The sequence below is a fragment of the Streptococcus mitis genome, assembly GCF_946188375.1.
Taxonomy (GTDB): Bacteria; Bacillota; Bacilli; order Lactobacillales; family Streptococcaceae; genus Streptococcus; species Streptococcus mitis_CX.
This window is the reverse complement of sequence record NZ_CAMHUS010000001.1, coordinates 189,569-210,032: the sequence shown is the minus strand read 5'-3', so window position 1 is coordinate 210,032 and position 20,464 is coordinate 189,569. Positions and strand designations below refer to the sequence as shown.

Annotated in this window: 15 protein-coding genes; 11 read left to right on the top strand and 4 right to left on the bottom strand. The window is 41.6% G+C overall.

Features of this window, described 5'->3' with window-relative positions:
• Position 1: 1 nt before the first annotated feature.
• Positions 2-697, bottom strand: coding sequence for a VIT1/CCC1 transporter family protein (locus tag N8M16_RS00945; protein ID WP_000005260.1), 696 nt, complete (start codon positions 695-697; stop codon positions 2-4).
• A 710-nt stretch (positions 698-1,407) separates the two neighbouring features.
• On the opposite strand from N8M16_RS00945, the gene N8M16_RS00940 reads away from it, so the two are divergent.
• The 8 genes from N8M16_RS00940 to N8M16_RS00905 all read left to right on the top strand — a co-directional run bounded on the left by N8M16_RS00940 (position 1,408) and on the right by N8M16_RS00905 (position 9,852).
• Entirely contained in the window at positions 1,408-2,868 is a 1,461-nt protein-coding gene (locus N8M16_RS00940; protein ID WP_261069484.1) for an aminotransferase class I/II-fold pyridoxal phosphate-dependent enzyme, read from the top strand.
• Complete coding sequence (gene speE / locus N8M16_RS00935; protein ID WP_049551005.1) at positions 2,869-3,729, top strand: polyamine aminopropyltransferase; 861 nt, start codon at positions 2,869-2,871, stop codon at positions 3,727-3,729.
• Positions 3,726-4,985 carry a saccharopine dehydrogenase family protein gene (locus N8M16_RS00930; RefSeq protein WP_261069483.1) on the top strand — a complete coding sequence of 420 codons (1,260 nt, stop codon included), beginning with the start codon at positions 3,726-3,728 and terminating at the stop codon, positions 4,983-4,985. Before speE ends, N8M16_RS00930 begins: the two co-directional genes overlap by 4 nt.
• A complete protein-coding gene (gene nspC / locus N8M16_RS00925; protein ID WP_261069482.1) occupies positions 4,985-6,112 on the top strand; it encodes a carboxynorspermidine decarboxylase in 1,128 nt (375 codons plus the stop codon). Before N8M16_RS00930 ends, nspC begins: the two co-directional genes overlap by 1 nt.
• A complete protein-coding gene (gene aguA / locus N8M16_RS00920; RefSeq protein WP_261069481.1) occupies positions 6,109-7,194 on the top strand; it encodes an agmatine deiminase in 1,086 nt (361 codons plus the stop codon). The genes nspC and aguA overlap by 4 nt, the downstream gene beginning before the upstream one ends.
• A gap of 9 nt (positions 7,195-7,203) precedes the next feature.
• Positions 7,204-8,079: an N-carbamoylputrescine amidase gene (aguB, locus tag N8M16_RS00915; protein WP_261069480.1), complete on the top strand. Its 876-nt coding sequence runs from the start codon at positions 7,204-7,206 to the stop codon at positions 8,077-8,079.
• A 190-nt stretch (positions 8,080-8,269) separates the two neighbouring features.
• On the top strand, positions 8,270-8,971 hold the full coding sequence (locus tag N8M16_RS00910; RefSeq protein ID WP_261069479.1) for a response regulator transcription factor: 702 nt from the start codon (positions 8,270-8,272) through the stop codon (positions 8,969-8,971).
• The gene (locus tag N8M16_RS00905; RefSeq protein ID WP_261069478.1) at positions 8,968-9,852 is read left to right on the top strand and encodes a sensor histidine kinase; all 885 of its coding nucleotides are present in this window, start codon (positions 8,968-8,970) and stop codon (positions 9,850-9,852) included. Before N8M16_RS00910 ends, N8M16_RS00905 begins: the two co-directional genes overlap by 4 nt.
• Before the next feature lie 39 nt (positions 9,853-9,891).
• Here N8M16_RS00905 and N8M16_RS00900 read toward each other — a convergent pair whose 3' ends face one another.
• The 3 genes from N8M16_RS00900 to N8M16_RS00890 all read right to left on the bottom strand — a co-directional run bounded on the left by N8M16_RS00900 (position 9,892) and on the right by N8M16_RS00890 (position 12,514).
• On the bottom strand, positions 9,892-10,644 hold the full coding sequence (locus N8M16_RS00900) for an ABC transporter permease (protein WP_261069477.1): 753 nt from the start codon (positions 10,642-10,644) through the stop codon (positions 9,892-9,894).
• A gap of 10 nt (positions 10,645-10,654) precedes the next feature.
• Positions 10,655-11,563 (bottom strand): ABC transporter ATP-binding protein, encoded by a 909-nt coding sequence (locus tag N8M16_RS00895; protein ID WP_261069476.1) that lies wholly within the window; start codon positions 11,561-11,563, stop codon positions 10,655-10,657.
• A 141-nt stretch (positions 11,564-11,704) separates the two neighbouring features.
• Positions 11,705-12,514 (bottom strand): Cof-type HAD-IIB family hydrolase, encoded by an 810-nt coding sequence (locus N8M16_RS00890; protein ID WP_261069475.1) that lies wholly within the window; start codon positions 12,512-12,514, stop codon positions 11,705-11,707.
• Positions 12,515-12,732: 218 nt separating this feature from the next.
• Here N8M16_RS00890 and N8M16_RS00885 point away from each other — a divergent pair, with 218 nt between their 5' ends.
• The 3 genes from N8M16_RS00885 (at position 12,733) to addA (ending at position 20,456) form a co-directional block, all read left to right on the top strand.
• The gene (locus N8M16_RS00885) at positions 12,733-13,404 is read left to right on the top strand and encodes a CPBP family intramembrane glutamic endopeptidase (protein ID WP_261069474.1); all 672 of its coding nucleotides are present in this window, start codon (positions 12,733-12,735) and stop codon (positions 13,402-13,404) included.
• A 129-nt stretch (positions 13,405-13,533) separates the two neighbouring features.
• Complete coding sequence (rexB, locus tag N8M16_RS00880; RefSeq protein ID WP_261069473.1) at positions 13,534-16,809, top strand: ATP-dependent nuclease subunit B; 3,276 nt, start codon at positions 13,534-13,536, stop codon at positions 16,807-16,809.
• Entirely contained in the window at positions 16,806-20,456 is a 3,651-nt protein-coding gene (addA, locus tag N8M16_RS00875) for a helicase-exonuclease AddAB subunit AddA (protein ID WP_261069472.1), read from the top strand. Before rexB ends, addA begins: the two co-directional genes overlap by 4 nt.
• Positions 20,457-20,464 lie beyond the last annotated feature (8 nt).

Here is a 20,464-nt window from a genome sequence, read left to right as displayed (position 1 = left end):
TCTAAATGCTGAAAAGTTGTCCGAGCAGGAAGGTAACTCCCATGGTTAAAAGACCAATAGCGAGGTTTCGAATCATAGCTGTTTTGGTTGGAGCCTTTCCAAGTCTGGCACTAGTGTAGCCAGTGAGAAGAAGGGCCACACCGACAATAAGGACAGTAGCAGGGATGCGATATTCACTTGGGAAAATGGTAATTGAAAGCATGGGTGGTAAGCTACCAAGGAAAAAAGAAATAAAGCTAGAGATAGCAGCATGCCAAGGATTGGTAAACTCTTCATACTCAATCCCATATTTTTCCTCTACCAAAGCCTTGAGCGGATTATTTAAAAAGGCTTTGTTGGTGAGAAGTTGGGCTGATGTTTCACATTCTCCATTTTGGATATAGGCAGCATAGAGGGATTTTTTGGCTAGTTCCATATCTTGGTCTAGCAAGAGCTGCTCACGCGCAACGGCTGCTTCCTCAGTATCTTTTTGAGTTGAAACGGATACATATTCTCCACCAGCCATTGAAAAGGCACCTGCTAAAATAGCTGCAAATCCTGATAAAAAGATAATCCAGATATTGCTCGTAGCACTAGCAACCCCGATAACCACACCAGCAATGGAAATAATTCCATCATTGGCACCAAGAACACCCGCACGCAGGATATTTAAACGACCTGCAAAATTTGAATCGATTTCGTGATTTGTTTCTGACATACTATTCTCCTTTTTATCCAGTATAAAGGAAACAGGTTATGAAATCAATCTTTTAAAAGTATCTGAAAAAAGTTGCACGATTTTAATGATATAAAAATGTCGACATCTTCTCTAATAGATCAAATACCGAAGGTAAAGAGTATAGAATAGCATAAAAAATTTTAAATTAAATACGATAAATATTTTGTTCACTTTATAATCGTTTACAAGAGAATAATTAGTATTAAATCAAATAAAATCCAAATATTTTGCGAACTTTTCTATATTTTTTTCGTAAAACGCTTTACAAGTTTTTAAAAACATGATATAGTAATGGAGCTTAGAAAATGAGATGATGTTTTCTAGCAAATATAAACCCGAGTAAAAAATGCCTACGGACAGGCAGGGTTGAATGCCGAAGCGTGGTTGAAAAACCACATTATTGATAGGGTTAAAAGCCTACTTTTATAAGTTGATGTTAGGACACTTGTCCTAATTCATAAATTTTTAGTGTGGTGAAAGCACACGTCATCTTGTGAAACGATCAATAAAGTACGTAATATTTGCTACTAGAGAGTTTGGAAACATCTGGAACAGACATACTCAACAGAAACCAAAATAAAAACGTCAGAAGATTGCAGAGCAGGTGAAAACCTGCTCTTTTTTCATGAGTCAACCTTTAGTCGTCTTCGTCTTCTTGAAGCGCTAAAAATACAGTAAAGGAGTATGTCTTGAAAGAGTTAGATCAAAACCAAGCCCCAATTTATGAGGCCTTGGTGAAGTTGCGCAAGAAAAGGATTGTTCCCTTTGATGTTCCAGGTCACAAGCGTGGACGAGGAAATCCAGAACTTGTCGAACTCTTAGGAGAAAAATGTGTTGGCATTGATGTCAATTCGATGAAACCCTTGGATAATTTAGGGCATCCCATTTCGATCATTCGGGATGCAGAGGAGCTGGTAGCTGATGCTTTTGGAGCAGCCCATGCCTTTCTCATGATTGGGGGAACAACTTCATCGGTGCAGACTATGATTCTGTCAACCTGCAAGGCTGGAGATAAGATTATTCTGCCACGAAATGTCCACAAATCTGCTATTAATGCACTTGTTCTATGTGGTGCTATTCCCATCTATATCGAGATGAGTGTAGATCCTAAGATTGGTATCGCTTTAGGTCTTGAAAATGATCGAGTAGCCAAGGCCATAAAGGACCATCCAGATGCCAAGGCCATTTTGATTAACAATCCTACTTACTACGGAATCTGTTCAGACCTAAGGGGATTGACAAAAATGGCTCATGAAGCTGGTATGATGGTTTTAGTAGATGAAGCCCACGGAGCGCATTTGCATTTTACAGATAAACTTCCAATTTCTGCTATGGATGCAGGTGCTGATATGGCAGCAGTCTCCATGCATAAGTCTGGTGGAAGTTTGACCCAAAGTTCGCTTCTTTTAATCGGGGAGCAGATGAATCCTGAATACGTACGTCAGATTATCAATCTTACCCAGTCAACATCCGCCTCTTATTTGTTGATGGCTAGTTTGGATATTTCACGTCGCAACTTGGCCCTTCGTGGTAAAGAGTCTTTTGAGAAGGTCATTGAGCTATCCGAGTACGCTCGTCGTGAAATCAATGCCATAGGTGGCTACTATGCCTACTCAAAAGAGTTAATAGATGGTATGTCGGTATGTGATTTTGATGTAACCAAGCTGTCAGTTTACACTCAGGGTATTGGCTTAACAGGTATCGAGGTTTATGACCTCCTACGAGACGAATACGACATTCAGATTGAGTTTGGTGATATTGGCAATATCTTGGCCTATATTTCGATTGGTGACCGGATCCAAGACATCGAGCGCTTGGTCGGTGCTTTAGCAGATATCAAGAGACTATACTCACGAGATGGGAAGGACTTGATAGCTGGAGAATATATCCAGCCCGAGTTAGTGCTGTCTCCACAAGAAGCCTTCTATTCAGAGAGAAAAAGTTTGACCTTAGATGAGTCTGTTGGACAGGTTTGTGGAGAATTTGTTATGTGTTACCCTCCAGGAATCCCTATCTTAGCTCCTGGTGAACGCATTACACGAGAAATTGTCGATTATATCCAATTTGCCAAGGAACGTGGTTGTTCCCTCCAAGGGACGGAAGATCCCGAGGTCAATCACATCAACGTCATTAAGAGAAAGGAGAACTAGATGGATTTATGGTTTTCTGAAGTTCATACTCCAGATGTGAAATTGTCCCTGAGAACAGCCAAGCAACTCTACGCTGGAAAAAGTGAATGGCAGGATATCGAAGTCTTGGATACGCCAGCTTTTGGAAAGATTTTGATTTTAAATGGGCATGTCTTGTTCTCAGATGCGGATGATTTTGTCTACAATGAAATGACTGTCCACGTTCCCATGGCTGTCCACCCAAATCCCAAGAAAGTTTTGGTTATTGGGGGTGGCGACGGAGGTGTTGCTCAAGTATTGACCCTCTATCCTGAGCTGGAGCAAATCGATATCGTGGAACCGGATGAGATGTTGGTCGAGGTTTGTCGTGAGTATTTCCCAGATTTTGCCGCAGGGCTAGATGATCCTCGTGTTACCATTTACTACCAAAATGGGCTACGCTTTTTGCGAAACTGCGAAGATGACTACGATATTATCATCAACGATGCGACAGATCCATTTGGACACACGGAAGGGCTCTTTACCAAGGAATTTTACGGCAACAGTTACAGAGCCTTGAAAGAAGACGGCATCATGATTTACCAGCATGGGAGTCCCTTCTTTGACGAGGATGAGTCAGCTTGCCGAAGCATGCACCGCAAGGTTAATCAAGCCTTCCCAATCAGTCGAGTTTATCAGGCACATATCCCTACCAGTCCTGCAGGCTATTGGTTATTTGGGTTTGCATCGAAAAAATACCACCCTGTCAAAGATTTTGACAAGGAAGGTTGGAAAAAACGCCAGCTTTTCACAGAATACTACACTGCAAACCTACATATTGGTGCCTTTATGTTGCCTAAGTATGTAGAAGACATTTTAGAAGAAGAGGAAGGAAGAAAATGAGTCGTTTATTAGTTATTGGATGTGGGGGCGTTGCCCAAGTTGCTATTTCAAAGATTTGCCAAGATAGCGAAACCTTTACAGAGATTATGATTGCTAGCCGTACCAAGTCAAAATGCGATGACTTGAAGGCTAAATTAGAAGGTAAAACAAGTACAAAGATTGAGACAGCTGCTCTTGATGCTGACAAGGTTCAAGAAGTGATTGCCTTGATTGAAATCTACAAGCCAGAAGCTGTTTTGAACGTAGCTTTACCATATCAAGATTTAACAATTATGGACGCTTGTTTGGCAACTGGAGTCCACTATATCGATACAGCTAACTATGAGGCTGAGGATACGGAAGACCCTGAGTGGCGTGCTATCTACGAAAAGCGCTGCAAGGAACTTGGTTTTACAGCTTACTTTGACTACTCATGGCAATGGGCTTATCAAGAGAAATTCAAAGAAGCTGGCTTGACTGCTCTTCTTGGTTCTGGTTTTGACCCAGGTGTGACTAGTGTTTTCTCGGCTTATGCACTCAAACATTACTTTGATGAAATCCACTATATCGACATTTTAGACTGTAATGGTGGTGACCACGGTTATCCATTTGCGACCAACTTCAACCCAGAAATCAATCTACGTGAGGTTTCTGCGCCAGGTTCTTACTGGGAAGATGGAAAATGGGTCGAAGTCGAAGCCATGTCTATCAAGCGTGAGTATGATTTCCCTCAGGTCGGACAAAAAGACATGTATCTCCTTCACCATGAAGAAATTGAATCATTGGCCAAGAACATTCCAGGTGTCAAACGCATTCGTTTCTTTATGACTTTTGGTCAATCTTATCTAACGCATATGAAATGCTTGGAAAATGTTGGTCTCCTTCGTACGGATACCATTAACTTTAACGGACAAGAAATTGTTCCAATCCAATTTTTGAAAGCCTTGCTTCCAGATCCTGCTAGCCTTGGCCCACGTACTGTAGGTAAAACCAATATTGGATGTATCTTTACAGGTGTCAAAGATGGCGTTGAAAAGACCATCTACATCTACAATGTTTGTGACCATCAGGAATGTTACGCAGAAGTTGGTTCACAAGCTATTTCTTACACAACAGGCGTTCCAGCCATGATTGGGACAAAATTGGTTATGAACGGTACTTGGAAACAAGCTGGAGTGTATAACCTTGAAGAATTGGATCCAGATCCATTCATGGAAGCTTTGAATGAGTATGGTTTGCCATGGGTTGTGGTTGAGAATCCACAAATGGTGGACTAATGAATCTAGAACAAGTACCAACACCAGCTTACATCATTGACTTGGCCAAGTTAGAAGTAAACTGCCGCATTCTACAATATGTACAAGAAGAAGCTGGCTGCAAGGTTTTGCTTGCCCAGAAGGCTTATTCCCTCTACAAAACCTATCCCTTGATTAGCCAGTATCTATCTGGTACAACTGCCAGTGGTCTATACGAGGCCAAGCTAGCTAGAGAAGAATTTCCAGGAGAAGTCCATGTCTTTGCGCCTGCTTTCAAGGATGCAGACTTGGAGGAATTGCTTGAGATAACGGACCATATCGTCTTTAACTCAGATAGACAGTTGCGTAAACATGGGCCTCGTTGTCGTGAGGCTGGTGTCAGTGTTGGTTTGCGCCTCAACCCTCAGTGTTCAACTCAAGGTGACCACGCGCTCTATGACCCTTGTGCACCAGGTTCTCGCTTTGGAGTAACTTCAGACAAGATTCCGAGTGATTTGCTGGATTTAGTGGACGGCCTTCATTTTCATACCCTTTGTGAGCAAGGGGCTGATGATTTAGAGACGACTTTGAAAGCTGTAGAAGCGCAGTTCGGTTCTTACTTGCATCAGGTCAAATGGCTCAATATGGGTGGTGGTCACCACATCACAAGAGAAGGTTACGATGTGGATTTGCTGATTTCTGAAATCAAGCGTATCCGAGAAACTTACAATCTTGAAATCTATATCGAGCCTGGTGAAGCTATTGCGCTCAATGCTGGTTATCTAGCAACTGAAGTATTGGATATTGTAGAAAACGGTATGGATATCTTGGTTTTAGATGCCTCCGCGACCTGCCATATGCCTGACGTACTTGAGATGCCCTATCGTCCACCTTTGAGAAATGGCTTTGAGGCACAGGAAAAAGCCCATACCTATAGACTTTCTTCCAATACTTGTCTGACAGGAGATGTGATCGGTGATTATAGCTTTGAAAATCCAGTTCAAATCGGAGACAGACTTTATTTCGAAGACATGGCCATTTATTCCTTTGTCAAAAATAATACCTTTAACGGTATTGGTTTGCCAAGTCTCTATCTCATGGACGAACAGGGAGACTGTAGCTTAGTCAAAGCCTTTGGATATCAAGATTTTAAAGGGAGATTATCATGATGGATAGTCCCAAAAAATTAGGCTATCGCATGCCAGCAGAATACGAATCCCATCATGGTACCCTCATGATATGGCCGACTCGACCAGGTTCATGGCCTTTTCAAGGAAAGGCTGCCAAAAGAGCTTTCAGCCAGATTATTAAGACCATAGCAGAAGGGGAAACCGTTTATCTCTTGGTGGAGCGGGACTATCTATCAGAAGCCCAATCTTATCTTGGAGATAAGATCGTTTATTTAGACATTCCCACCAATGATGCCTGGGCGCGTGATACAGGTCCGACTATTCTTGTCAATGATGAAGGCCAGAAATTAGCCGTGGATTGGTCTTTCAATGCTTGGGGTGGTGCTGTCGATGGTCTCTACCAAGACTATGAAGATGATGATCAAGTAGCCAGTCATTTTGCTGAGGCTTTGGGAATGCCTGTTTATGATGCCAAATCCTTTGTACTAGAAGGCGGAGCGATCCATAGCGATGGCCAAGGAACCATTCTCGTAACTGAAAGTTGCCTTCTCAGTGCTGGTCGAAATCCTCATCTTAGTAAAGAGGAAATCGAAAACACCTTATTAGAGAGCCTTGGCGCTGAAAAAGTTATCTGGCTTCCTTATGGTATTTATCAGGACGAAACCAATGAACACGTTGACAACGTTGCAGCCTTTGTTGGTCCTGCTGAACTTGTTTTGGCTTGGACAGACGACAAAAGCGATCCTCAATATGCCATGTCAAAAGCAGATCTCGAACTCTTAGAGCAAGAGACAGATGCAAAAGGTTGTCACTTCACCATTCATAAACTTCCAATTCCAGCTCTTCATCAAGTTGTAACCAAAGAGGATTTGCCAGGCTACATCTATGAAGAAGGAGAAGAAGAGCGATACGCAGGTGAAAGGCTTGCTGCTTCCTATGTCAATTTCTATATTGCTAACAAGGCTGTCCTTGTTCCTCAGTTTCAAGATGTCAATGACCAAGTGGCCTTAGATATCCTCAGTAAGTGTTTCCCAGACCGTAAAGTTGTCGGAATTCCAGCCAGAGATATTCTCTTAGGTGGTGGTAATATCCACTGTATCACCCAACAAATCCCAGAATAGGAGAAAAAAATGAGAAATGTAAGAGTTGCAGCCATTCAGATGCAATGCGCTAAGGATGTGGGAACAAATATCCAAACCGCAGAGCGTTTAGTACGTCAGGCTGCAGAACAAGGCGCACAAATTATTCTTTTACCCGAATTGTTTGAACGTCCATACTTTTGTCAGGAACGCCAGTATGACTACTATCAGCATGCCCAATCCGTAGCAGAAAATACTGCTATTCAGCATTTCAAGGCGATTGCTAAGGAACTACAGGTTGTTTTACCGATCAGTTTTTATGAAAAAGATGGCAATGTCTTGTATAACTCTATTGCCGTTATTGATGCAGATGGGGAAATGCTGGGCGTTTACCGAAAGACCCACATACCAGATGACCATTACTATCAAGAAAAATTCTATTTCACGCCTGGTAACACTGGTTTCAAGGTCTGGGATACTCGCTATGCTAAGATTGGGATCGGTATCTGTTGGGATCAATGGTTCCCTGAAACAGCGCGCTGTCTTGCATTGAATGGTGCTGAATTGCTCTTTTATCCTACAGCCATTGGTTCAGAGCCGATTTTGGATACAGATAGTTGTGGCCATTGGCAACGTACCATGCAAGGCCACGCAGCAGCAAATATTGTCCCAGTCATCGCAGCCAATCGTTATGGATTAGAGGAAGTCGCTCCAAGTGAGGAAAATGGTGGACAGAGTTCCAGTCTTGACTTCTACGGTTCATCCTTTATGACTGATGAAACAGGAGCTATTCTAGAGCGAGCTGAAAGACAAGGCGAAGCTGTTCTGTTAGCTACTTATGACCTAGATAAGGGAGCAAGCGAACGTCTAAACTGGGGCTTGTTTCGAGATAGAAGACCAGAAATGTATCAACGAATTACGGACTAGTAGGGAAGAAATGAGAGATTCATTCTGCTAGACTCGTTTTCACTAGCAACTATAAGGATACAATGTTATCTAGTAAATGGATTTTATATTTTAACCCTCTAAGGCTTTCTCGCGCTTTTATGCGAGGAGCTTTTCTGTTTAAGCTTTATCAATAAAACATGCTATAATAGTTGCAGAAAGGTTGGTATTTATGGCTAGGATATTGGTTATTGAAGACAATAGTGACATTCAAGAGATTTTGCGTACACTTCTTACTGAGGAGCATGAGGTGATTCAAGCCTTTTCTGGTACAGAAGGAATCATGCTTTTTGACCAAGGTGGGATTGACCTCGTTTTGCTAGATATCATGCTTCCTGGGAAAAATGGGGATCAGGTTTTAAAAGCCATCAGGGAACAAAGTCAAATTCCAGTCATTATGCTAACGGCTTTGAGCGATAAGAAGCTAATCAGTCAATACCTCCTAAAGGGTGCCAATGATTACATCGTCAAGCCTTTTGATTTGGACGAAGTCTTTGCTAGAGTTACTGTTCAGTTACGTCAAAGCTCAAAAAAACAGCCTATGGAAATAGAAAAAACTGAAAATCTGCCACAAAACTTGAAAAATATCCAGTTTGATGCAGAAAGTTTTGAAATCAAAAATAACCAGGAAACGATTCGCCTTGCCAAGAAAGAATGCTTGATTCTCCAAACTCTCCTTAAACATCCTAAGAAAATTTTCACCAAGGAAGAACTTTATGAATTGGTCTGGGAGGAGAGCTATCTACCTGGAGATAATACCCTCAATACGCATTTGAGTAATCTTCGTAAAAAATTAAACCAGCTTGACGCAAATCAAGAATATATTGAAACCATCTGGGGAGTTGGGGTAAGATTAAAAGGAGACAAGCAATGATCTACATGATAATTTTTGTCCTACTAGTACTCCTAATTATTTTATCGATTGCATTGATTCGCTACCATCTAGCACTTAAAAACTTGAGTCAACAGATTGAAGACAAGATTCTCACAGGTAGTATGAAAAGAGTCGGAGTCAGCATTTTTTCCAAACATTTTTTACATCTCTACCAGCAGATTGAGAATCTATTTCAGGAAGTAGAGCAATCTCGGTTGGTTATGAAAAGGGAAAAGCAGACTCTGGATATGGCCATCAGCAATATCGCCCATGATATTCGGACACCTTTGACTATCGCGTCAGGCTACACTCAACAATTGATAAAGTCTCCTGAAAACAAAGGAGAAACCTTACAAAAAGTAGCCCAGCATCTTGATTTAGTTTCCAAACGTTTGGAGGCTCTCCTAGAATACCGGCGTTTGATGGAAGGAGCTGTCAAACCGAAACTGGAAGAAGTGGATTTTTCAGCTTTTATTACCAAGAAGACTTTGGCTTATTATGATGTTTTTCAGGCGGCAAATATCACGCTTGATTTTAAGGTTGAAGCTGGTCTGAAAATGAGGACTGATGAAGACTTACTGGATCGAATTTTACAAAATCTGCTTGGAAATGTCCTCAAACATGGCAAGGAAGAAGCGCGTCTGTCTTTGTCTTTGCAAAAAGAAAAGGAACAGCTTGTCTTAGAAGTTGCAAACCTTGTCAAACAGCCCATCAAAAAAATAGAAAATCTCAGCAACCGTTTTTATTCTGAAAATCTATCTGATACGGAAGAATCCTCTGGTTTAGGCCTTTATATCACTGAGGAATTATGTCATCTTCTCGGTGCAGAGATGAAACTAAGCACAGATGGCCAGTGGTTATCGGTTTTCATTTATTTTTAACGAAATAAACCTCCTCTGTAGGCTAGAGGAGGTCGTTTTTTATAGACTTTTCTTTTTGAAAACTGCCAGTCCACTTAGATTAAAGATTAGAATAACAGCTAAAGTAACTATAAGTGTATAGAAAATGGATTCACTATTAGCAGTCATAGCATAGAAAAACTGCAATGATAAATATGGCAAAATTTTGATACTTGGGAAGATGAGCATTGGCATAGAAAGTAAGATAGAGCTGACCAAATAGCCAATAAATACTGCAAGATAAGAATGACTAACATAGAGGATGAAGGAAACAATGGAAAGCCAAGCAAGGAGGCAAAGGAATTGAAGGGAAATGGTTATCAGTAGATTGCCAATAAAGCCATCAGGCATGGTTCCAAATCCATTTAAGATAGTTGCTGGAATAAAGGCAATCACAAGGCTGATGATAAGTTGCAAGAGTGCAATACAAGCCACTACAAAGGCTTTGGCAAGGAAAAACTCTGTACGAGAAACCCCTACTGTCAAACTATTTTTATAGAGCTTTCCGATTAAATCAACACCTAAAACTAGACAAGTTAGAACAATACAGAGAAAAACGAGGTTTGAACCTTGACTAGACGCGTTAATCAAGGCCTGTACACCGTCCCAACCATGGGTTGGAATTTCTGGTTCTTCTGTATTGATTGCCATCAGATGACCAGTAGCTCCAAAAATAGCCCCCATTAACATGAGTACAAAGAGAATGACCTCTGTAATCCAAAAACCTTTGGAGCGGAAAAGACGGTAAAAGTCTGCTTGAATGGTATGTATCATGATTTTTCTCCTATTGGACCAATTGAGTGAAGTATTCTTCTAGGTTTTGACGGGCATAGTAAATCTCGTCAATGGCAACATCTGCCAAGGTTAATTCCTTGAGAATCTGTTTGACATCTTGTTCCTGACCAAAGATGTGAATTTCGTTTTCAGGATTAACAACCTTGAACTGGAGCTGGATTTGTTCTTTCAATACTTGACAAGCTTTCTCTTGATCAGCTGTCTTAAGGACAATATAATCCTCACTTAGTGTTTCAAATTCAGCTTTACTGATTTCACGGATAATCTTACCTTGATCTAAAATACCAAAACGATTTGCTACGAGATAGAGTTCTGACAAGATATGGCTAGAGATGAGAATGGTGATCCCTTTTTCTTGATTGAGCCGTTGAATCATTAGTCGAAATTCTTTGATACCGATTGGGTCGAGACCGTTGATAGGTTCATCTAAGATTAGGAAGTCTGGTTTGGATAGGAGGGCAATGGCGATGCCAAGTCTTTGTTTCATTCCTAGAGAGAAATCACGAAAAACTTTTTTACCTGTATCTGGCAAACCGACATAGTCCAGCGTTTCTCGAATGACTTGATCAGCATTTGGAATATGACGAATCATACAGTAATATTTCAGGTTTTGATAGGCTGTTAAGTGATTATGAGCTACAGGTGATTCGATCACTGAACCTACTCGAGATAGAGCCTTGCTCCATTCATTTTCCGAATGGCTAGAGAAGAGGGAAACAGTTCCTTTATCCGCAAACAGTAGCTGCGTAATGATTTTTATCAAGGTGGTTTTCCCAGCTCCGTTTTTCCCGATAAGTCCATAAATATCTCCCTCTCTTATCGTTAGATGAAGATCCTGAAGGATAGCTTGTTTGTCGAAGTTTTTGGACAATCCATGAATGTCAAGTACTGTTTTCATGATTCTCTCCTTTTGATTTATTTTGTTAACTTTAGTATAAAGTATAGAAATCAAAGAAAGCTCAAGCATTTCTAAAGAGTTTCTAAAGTTTTAGGAATTCTTAAATATCAAAACCCAGTTGGTATGAACTGGGCTTCTTTACTATAAAATATATTTCTCAATGGCACGCGCAACACCGTCTTCTTCGTTGCTGGCTGTAACGGCATCCGCAAGAGATTTGACATAATCGCTGGCATTTCCCATTGCAATGCCAAGTCCTGCAAACTGGAGCATTTCGATATCATTATTAGCATCGCCCATGGCCATGATTTCTGAGGAATCAATCTTCAAAATATCTGCTAGTCGAGAAAGAGCAGTAGCCTTTGTCGTACCAAGTGGCATAGCTTCATAAATGACAGGCTGTGAACGAACTCCACTAAATCGTTGACAGAGTTCCCCAGCAAAACGCTTCTCAAAATCGTCCGTTTGGCTCTCTGTCCCCAAAAACATCCCTTGGAACATACGGTACTTGCCACTAGTCGCTTCCTCAAGAGAAATTTCAGTCAAATCTGAAAAGACTAAGTTGGCATCATTTTGGATGACTTGATTGGGCTTGCCACCGAGGACAAAATAATGTTCCTCATCAAAAAGAGTCAACTGAACATCACTTTTTTCAGCTAGGTCATAGAGGTATTCGATGTCTGCTGGACTAAGTTCTTGCCAGTCAACTAGCCCCCAATCACTGGTCTGGTGAGTTGAGCAACCGTTGTTAACAATGACATACTCATTCTGGAGGTCCAGCCCCAGTTTTTGATAGTAGGGGAGGACGCCGAAAAGGGGGCGACCCGTACAGAGAACCAGTTTGACACCTTTTTCAATGGCTTTGTGAATAGCAGTAATGTGAGCTTGTGGGATTTCCTTGGCTTCATTGAGGAGGGTTCCGTCCATATCCAAGGCTAGTAGTTTAATCATAAGACTTCCTTCTTTTTCTTTTGGTATTATTATAGCATATTTTGGAGAAGAAATTGATAGGAAGCTTGGGGCTAATTGATTTTACAGTTTAGGATGGTTTGATGACAATTCATGATTTGAAGAGGATATTTTGCAAAGATATGCTATACTAAACTTGTTATACAGTTAAGTAAACCATTATATTCAATAATCTAATCAAGGAAAGCAGAGAATTTAATATGAAAAAACGGGCTATTCAAATTTTACTAGCATTGTCCTTAATTTCTTACAAATCAACTTGGTCTTGGAGGCTTTTCAATCACCTCGCAAAGCCTTATCTACCAGCAAGTCGTGAGTTTTTTCAGATTCTACTTTTGCTGGAAAGTGGTGTTCTTTTGTCAGCAGTCATCTATCTACTAGTTTTTGCAGGAAAGAAGACTTTTCATTTCAAGTGGCAGTTGAGGTACTTTATCTACCTTTTACTGGGCTACATCATTTCGTATTTGTCGGACTTCTTCTTGTCTTATTTCATACCCTCGTCTTCAAATCAAATTTCTTTGAATGAAACGATAGAAATAATAGGGAGACAGGAATTACCCTATTTCTTGCTCATAGCTTGCTTCATCGGCCCTATTGCTGAGGAATTGATTTATCGCGGTGTGATTATGACAACCTTTTTCAAAAACTCACCTTGGTACGGAGATGTTTTGCTTTCTGCTATTATTTTCGGTTATATTCATGTCAATTTTGCTTTAACTCCTCTTGCTTTTTTCATTTATGCTAGTGGAGGTCTCATTTTGGCTATATTGTATCGCATGACAAAAACTCTCTACTATCCAATACTAGTTCATATTCTCATCAATATCACTGCCTTCTGGAATGTGTGGTTACTCCTATTTTCAGGAAGTTAGCTTACTAAAACAATGTCGGAACTTTCCGGCATTTTCTTTTCAACAGGTGAGCAAGAACTGATTATTTTCAGACTTGGGTGGCTAATCATGGTATAATATAGGGTAATGAAAAATTCCAACGAGGCAGAGATGAAATTACTTTATACTGATATTCGGACTTCTTTGACAGAAATCCTGACTAGAGAGGCGGAGGAGCTAGTTGCCACGGGCAAGCGAGTCTTCTACATTGCCCCCAACTCTCTTTCTTTTGAAAAGGAACGCGCCGTGCTGGAATGCATGTCCCAGCAGGCTTCTTTTGCGATTACTGTCACGCGCTTTGCGCAGATGGCTCGTTATCTGATTTTGAATGATTTGCCTGCCAAGACCAGTCTTGATGATATTGGTCTTGGGATGGCCTTTTATAAGTGCCTTGCGGAACTTGATCCCAAGGAATTGCGAGTTTACGGCGCAATTAAGCAGGATCCTCAATTTATCCAGCAGTTGATAGAGCTTTACCACGAGATGATGACTGCTCAGATGAGTTTTTTAGACTTGGAAAGTTTGACAGACAAAGACAAGCGAGCAGACTTACTCTTGATTTTTGAGAAAGTAACGGCATATCTCAATCAAGGTCAGTTGGCTCAGGGTGGTCAGTTGTCCCATTTGATTGAAGCTATTGAGAATGACAAGGTAAGTAGTGATTTTACTCAAATCGCCCTGGTCATTGATGGATTTACCCGTTTTTCTGCCGAAGAAGAGCGGATTGTGGATTTACTTCATGGCAAGGGTGTTGAGATTGTCATCGGGGCTTATGCTAGTAAAAAAGCCTATACCAGCCCTTTTAGCGAGGGAAATCTCTACCAAGCCAGCATAGAGTTTCTCCATCATCTAGCCTCTAAATATCAAACACCTGCCCAGGATTATTCTCAATCTCACGAGAAGATGGATAGTTTTGACAAGGCCTCTCGTTTGCTGGAGTCTTCTTATGACTTTTCAGACCTCACTTTGGAGATCGATGAGAAGGACCGTGAAAACCTGCAAATCTGGTCTTGTTTGACACAAAAGGAAGAGCTGGAGCTGGTGGCTCGGAGTATTCGTCAGCGATTACATGCAAATCCAGACCTGAGCTACAAGCATTTTCGTATTCTCTTGGGGGATGTAGCTTCTTACCAGTTATCTCTCAAAACCATTTTTGACCAGTATCAGATTCCTTTCTATCTTGGTAGAAGCGAATCCATGGCGCACCACCCTTTAACTCAGTTTGTCGAGTCTATTTTAGCTTTAAAACGCTATCGTTTCCGTCAGGAGGATTTGATAAACCTTCTTAGAACAGGTCTATATACCGATCTTAATCAGGCTGATATTGATGCTTTTGAGCAATATATCCGCTATCTTGGTATCAATGGCTTACCAGCCTTTCAGCAAACCTTTACCAAATCCCACCATGGAAAATTTAATTTGGAACGTTTAAATGCTCTTCGTCTGCGTATTTTAACACCTCTTGAAACCCTCTTTGCCAGTCGAAAACAAAAGGCTGAAAATCTCCTACAAAAATGGAATAGCTTTCTAAAAGAAGGAGAGGTGACCAAGCAGTTACAAGATTTAACAGCTACCATGAAAACCCTAGAGCAGGAAAGACAGACTGAAGTTTGGAAGGCATTCTGCCATGTTTTAGAACAATTTGCGACTGTTTTTGCTGGTTCATCAGTTAGTCTAGAGGACTTTCTTGCCTTGCTTCATTCTGGAATGAGCCTATCTCAGTATCGCACCATTCCAGCAACAGTAGATACCGTTCTGGTACAGAGCTATGATTTGATTGCCCCTCTGACTGCTGACTTTGTCTATGCCATTGGGCTGACTCAGGACAATTTACCAAAAATTGCGCAAAATACCAGTATTTTGACAGATGAAGAAAGACAAAGCTTAAACCAAGCGACGGAGGAAGGGGCACAATTGCTGATTGCCAGCAGTGAAAATCTCAAGAAAAATCGCTATACTATGCTTTCCTTGGTCAATTCTGCTCGTAAGCAGTTGGTCTTGTCGGCTCCAAGCCTTTTTAACGAAAGTGAAAGTAAGGAATCTGCCTATCTTCAAGAGTTGGTCCATTTTGGATTTAGTCGGAAAGAGAAGAGGATGAATCACAAAGGGCTGTCTAAGGAAAATATTGGGTCCTATCATAGTCTTTTGTCTAGTCTGGTTGCCTATCACCAGCAGGGCGAGATGAGTGAGACTGAGCAAGATTTGACCTTTGTCAAGGTTCTGGCGCGTGTGATGGGTAAAAAACTAGAACAGCAAGGTCTGGAAAATCCAGCCCTCCCAACCAGCCCCAGCAGTAAACCCTTAGCAAAGGACACCTTACAGGCTCTCTATCCTGCTGAACAGGAATTTTACCTGTCTACCTCTGGTTTGACGGAGTTTTACCGCAATGAATACAGTTATTTCCTCCGCTACGTGTTAGGCTTGCAGGAGGAATTGCGCCTGCGTCCTGATGCCCGCAGTCACGGAAATTTCTTGCACCGTATCTTTGAACGTGCCTTGCAGTTGCCTGATGAAGATTCCTTTGACCACCGTCTAGAACAAGCTATCCAAGAAACCAGTCAAGAACGCGAATTTGAGGCTATTTATCAGGAAAGTTTGGAAGCCCAGTTTACCAAGGAAGTTCTGCTTGATGTGGCGCGGACAACTGGACATATTCTCCGACACAATCCAGCCATCGAAACCATCAAAGAAGAAGCAAATTTTGGTGGAAAAGAGCAGGCCTTTATTCAATTGGACAATGGGCGCAGTGTCTTTGTACGAGGCAAGGTGGACCGAATTGACCGTTTGAAAGCTGATGGATCGATAGGAGTAGTAGACTACAAATCCAGTCTGACCCAGTTCCAGTTTCCTCATTTCTTTAATGGCCTCAATTCTCAGTTGCCAACTTATCTAGCTGCCTTAAAAAGAGAAGGGGAGCAGAACTTTTTTGGTGCCATGTACTTGGAAATGGCTGAGCCTGTCCAATCTTTGATGTCCGTTAAAAGTCTGGCAGGTGCAGTAGTAGAAGCTAGCAAGTCAATGAAATACCAAGGCCTCTTTTTAGAAAAAGAAAGCAGTCATTTGGGTGAATTTTACAATAAAAATAAAGCCAATCAGCTGACGGAGGAGGAATTCCAGCTCCTACTGGACTACAATGCCCATCTTTACAAGAAAGCTGCTGAGAAGATTTTAGAAGGTCAGTTCGCCATTAACCCTTATACTGAAAATGGCAGAAGTATTGCACCGTATGTTCAGCAACATCAAGCCATCACAGGATTTGAAGCCAATTACCATTTGGGGCAAGCCCGTTTCCTAGAAAAGTTGGACTTAACTGATGGCAAGCGTCTGGTCGGAGAAAAACTCAAGCAAGCTTGGTTTGAAAAAATAAGAGAGGAGTTGAATCGATGAAGCCTATTCCCTTTTTAACTGAGAAGGAAATTCAAAAATTGCAAGACGCAGAAGCAAATTCGAGCAAGGAACAAAAGAAAACTGCCGAGCAAATTGAAGCCATCTACACTTCTGGTCAGAATATCCTCGTTTCAGCATCGGCTGGTTCTGGGAAGACTTTTGTCATGGCAGAGCGCATTCTAGATCAATTAGCGCGTGGAGTGGAAATCAGTCAACTCTTTATCTCAACCTTTACCGTTAAGGCTGCCACAGAGCTTAAAGAACGTTTGGAGAAAAAAATAAGCCAACAAATCCAAGAAAGTAGCGATGTTGACCTCAAACAACACTTGGGTCGCCAGTTGGCAGACCTACCCAACGCTGCCATCGGTACCATGGACTCATTTACACAAAAGTTCCTTAGCAAACACGGTTATCTACTTGATGTTGCTCCTAATTTCCGTATTTTACAAAACCAGAGCGAGCAACTCCTTCTAAAAAACGAAGTCTTTCATGAGGTCTTTGAAGCCCATTACCAAGGTAAACAGAAAGAGAAGTTTAGTCATTTGCTGAAAAACTTTGCTGGACGTGGAAAAGATGAAAGAGGTCTGCGCCAGCAGGTCTATAAAATCTATGATTTCCTCCAATCTACCAGCAATCCTCAGAAATGGCTGAGAGAATCTTTCCTCGAAGGCTTTGAAAAAGCTGATTTTACCAGTGAAAAAGACAAACTGACCCAACAAATCCAGCAAACCCTTTGGGACTTGGAAAGTTTCTTCCGTTACCATTTGGATAATGATGCCAAGGAGTTTCCAAAGGCTGCTTATCTAGAAAATGTTCAGTTGATTTTAGATGAAATTGGCTCCTTAAATCAGGAGTCCGATAGTCAGGCTTATCAAGCAGTGCTTGCGCGTGTTGTCGCCATTTCGAAAGAGAAAAACGGTCGAGCCCTGACTAATGCCAGTCGTAAGGCTGATTTGAAGCCACTGGCCGATGCCTACAACGAAGAAAGAAAGTCCCAGTTTGCTAAACTAGGACAACTGTCAGACCAGGTAACCATTCTCGACTATCAAGAACGTTATCATGGAGACACATGGGAACTAGCTAAAACTTTCCAAACCTTCATGAGTGATTTTGTGGAGGCTTATCGTCAGCGTAAACGTCAGGAAAATGCCTTTGAATTCGCTGATATCAGCCATTACACTATTGAGATTTTAGAGAATTTCCCGCAAGTTCGTGAGGCTTATCAGGATCGCTTCCACGAAGTCATGGTCGATGAGTATCAGGATACCAACCACATTCAAGAACGGATGTTGGAATTGCTATCTAATGGTCACAATCGCTTTATGGTGGGGGATATCAAGCAGTCCATTTACCGTTTCCGTCAGGCAGATCCCCAGATTTTCAATGAGAAATTCCAAAGATATGCACAAAATCCCCAAGAAGGAAAGCTCATTCTGCTCAAGGAAAATTTCCGTAGTAGTTCAGAAGTGCTGTCAGCAACCAATGATGTTTTTGGACGCCTTATGGACCAAGAAGTCGGAGAAATCAACTATGATAACATGCACCAGCTTGTTTTTGCCAATACTAAACTGATTCCTAATCCAGACAATAAGGCAGAATTTCTCCTCTACGACAAGGACGATACAGGTGAGGAAGAAGAGAGCCAAGCAGAAACGAAATTAACAGGTGAAATGCGCCTGGTCATCAAGGAAATCCTCAAACTCCATCAAGAAAAAGGTGTTGCTTTTAAGGAAATTGCCCTTTTGACCTCTAGCCGCAGTCGAAATGACCAGATCCTTCTTGCCTTGTCTGAGTACGGGATACCTGTCAAAACCGATGGCGAGCAAAACAATTATCTCCAATCCCTAGAAGTGCAAGTCATGCTAGACACCCTTCGTGTCATTCACAATCCCCTGCAAGACTATGCCTTAGTTGCTCTTATGAAGTCTCCTATGTTTAGCTTTGATGAGGACGAGTTAGCACGCTTGTCTCTTCAGAAAGATGAGGACAAGGTTCAAGAGAATCTCTATGAGAAGTTAGTCAATACTCAAAAACAGGCAACAAGCCAGAAAAACTTAATTCATACTGATTTAGCTGAAAAACTAAATCAATTCATGAATATCTTGGATTCTTGGCGCTTGTATGCCAAAACCCACTCCCTCTATGACTTGATTTGGAAGATTTATAATGACCGTTTTTACTATGACTATGTTGGAGCTTTGCCAAATGGTCCTGCTAGGCAGGCTAATCTCTATGCCCTAGCACTGCGGGCTGACCAGTTTGAAAAGAGCAATTTCAAGGGCTTGTCTCGTTTTATTCGTATGATTGACCAAGTCTTGGAAGCCCAGCACGATCTTGCGAGCGTGGCTGTCGCACCGCCAAAAGATGCAGTAGAGCTCATGACCATTCACAAGAGTAAAGGACTGGAGTTCCCTTACGTTTTTATCCTCAATATGGATCAGGACTTCAATAAGCAAGACAGCATGTCAGAAGTCATTCTCAGCCGTAAAAATGGACTAGGTGTCAAATATATTGCCAAAATGGAGACAGGAGCAGTGGAAGCTCATTATCCTAAAACCATCAAACTCTCCATTCCTAGCCTAACTTATATACAGAATGAAGAGGAATTACAGCTGGCAAGCTATTCTGAGCAGATGCGCCTTCTGTATGTTGCCATGACACGGGCTGAGAAAAAGCTTTATCTTGTCGGCAAGGGTTCGCGTGAAAAGCTGGAATCCAAGGAATACCCAGCAACCAAAAATGGGAAACTAAATAGCAATACTAGACTGCAAGCCAAGAATTTCCAAGATTGGCTTTGGGCTATTAGCAAAGTGTTTGCCAAGGACAATTTCAACTTTAGCTATCGTTTTGTTGGCGAAGACCAGTTGACTAGAGAAGCTATCGGAGAGTTGGAAAACAAGAGCCCTCTACAAGATAGCTCTCAAGCAGACAACCGCCAGTCTGAAACCATCAAAGAAGCTCTGGAAATGCTGAAAGAGGTGGAAGTTTATAATACTCTTCACCGCGCAGCCATTGAGCTTCCTAGTGTTCAAACCCCAAGTCAAATCAAGAAATTCTATGAACCAGTTATGGATATGGAAGGTGTCGAGATTGCAGGTCAAGGCCAGTCAGTAGACAAGAAAATTAGCTTTGAGTTACCAGATTTTTCAACCAAAGAAAAGGTAACAGGAGCTGAGATTGGTAGTGCTACCCACGAACTCATGCAGAGAATTGACCTAAGTCAGCGACCAACCCTTGCTAGCCTGACAGAAACTCTCAAACAAGTTCAAACCAGCCCAGCTGTCAGAGACAAGATCAATCTTGCTAAAATTCTTTCATTCTTTGACACAGCACTTGGTCAAGAAATTCTTGCTAATACAGACCATCTTTATCGCGAGCAACCTTTCTCCATGCTCAAACGAGATCAAAAGAGTCAGGAAGACTTCGTTGTCCGTGGAATCTTGGACGGCTATCTGCTTTATGAGGATCGTATCGTTCTTTTCGACTACAAGACAGACCGCTATGACGAGCCAAGTCAACTCATAGACCGCTATCGTGGTCAATTAGCCCTTTATGGAGAGGCTTTATCACGAGCCTATTTGATTGAAAATATTGAAAAATACTTGATTTTACTCGGTAAAGACGAGGTTCAAGTTGTAAAAGTATAATCTAGAAA

Coding starts and splice junctions, on each gene's coding strand:
- N8M16_RS00945 (WP_000005260.1), bottom strand. CDS start 697: ATGTCAGAAACAAATCACGAAATCGATTCAAATTTTGCAGGTCGTTTA.
- speE (WP_049551005.1), top strand. CDS start 2,869: ATGGATTTATGGTTTTCTGAAGTTCATACTCCAGATGTGAAATTGTCC.
- N8M16_RS00930 (WP_261069483.1), top strand. CDS start 3,726: ATGAGTCGTTTATTAGTTATTGGATGTGGGGGCGTTGCCCAAGTTGCT.
- nspC (WP_261069482.1), top strand. CDS start 4,985: ATGAATCTAGAACAAGTACCAACACCAGCTTACATCATTGACTTGGCC.
- aguA (WP_261069481.1), top strand. CDS start 6,109: ATGATGGATAGTCCCAAAAAATTAGGCTATCGCATGCCAGCAGAATAC.
- aguB (WP_261069480.1), top strand. CDS start 7,204: ATGAGAAATGTAAGAGTTGCAGCCATTCAGATGCAATGCGCTAAGGAT.
- N8M16_RS00910 (WP_261069479.1), top strand. CDS start 8,270: ATGGCTAGGATATTGGTTATTGAAGACAATAGTGACATTCAAGAGATT.
- N8M16_RS00905 (WP_261069478.1), top strand. CDS start 8,968: ATGATCTACATGATAATTTTTGTCCTACTAGTACTCCTAATTATTTTA.
- N8M16_RS00900 (WP_261069477.1), bottom strand. CDS start 10,644: ATGATACATACCATTCAAGCAGACTTTTACCGTCTTTTCCGCTCCAAA.
- N8M16_RS00895 (WP_261069476.1), bottom strand. CDS start 11,563: ATGAAAACAGTACTTGACATTCATGGATTGTCCAAAAACTTCGACAAA.
- N8M16_RS00890 (WP_261069475.1), bottom strand. CDS start 12,514: ATGATTAAACTACTAGCCTTGGATATGGACGGAACCCTCCTCAATGAA.
- N8M16_RS00885 (WP_261069474.1), top strand. CDS start 12,733: ATGAAAAAACGGGCTATTCAAATTTTACTAGCATTGTCCTTAATTTCT.
- rexB (WP_261069473.1), top strand. CDS start 13,534: ATGAAATTACTTTATACTGATATTCGGACTTCTTTGACAGAAATCCTG.
- addA (WP_261069472.1), top strand. CDS start 16,806: ATGAAGCCTATTCCCTTTTTAACTGAGAAGGAAATTCAAAAATTGCAA.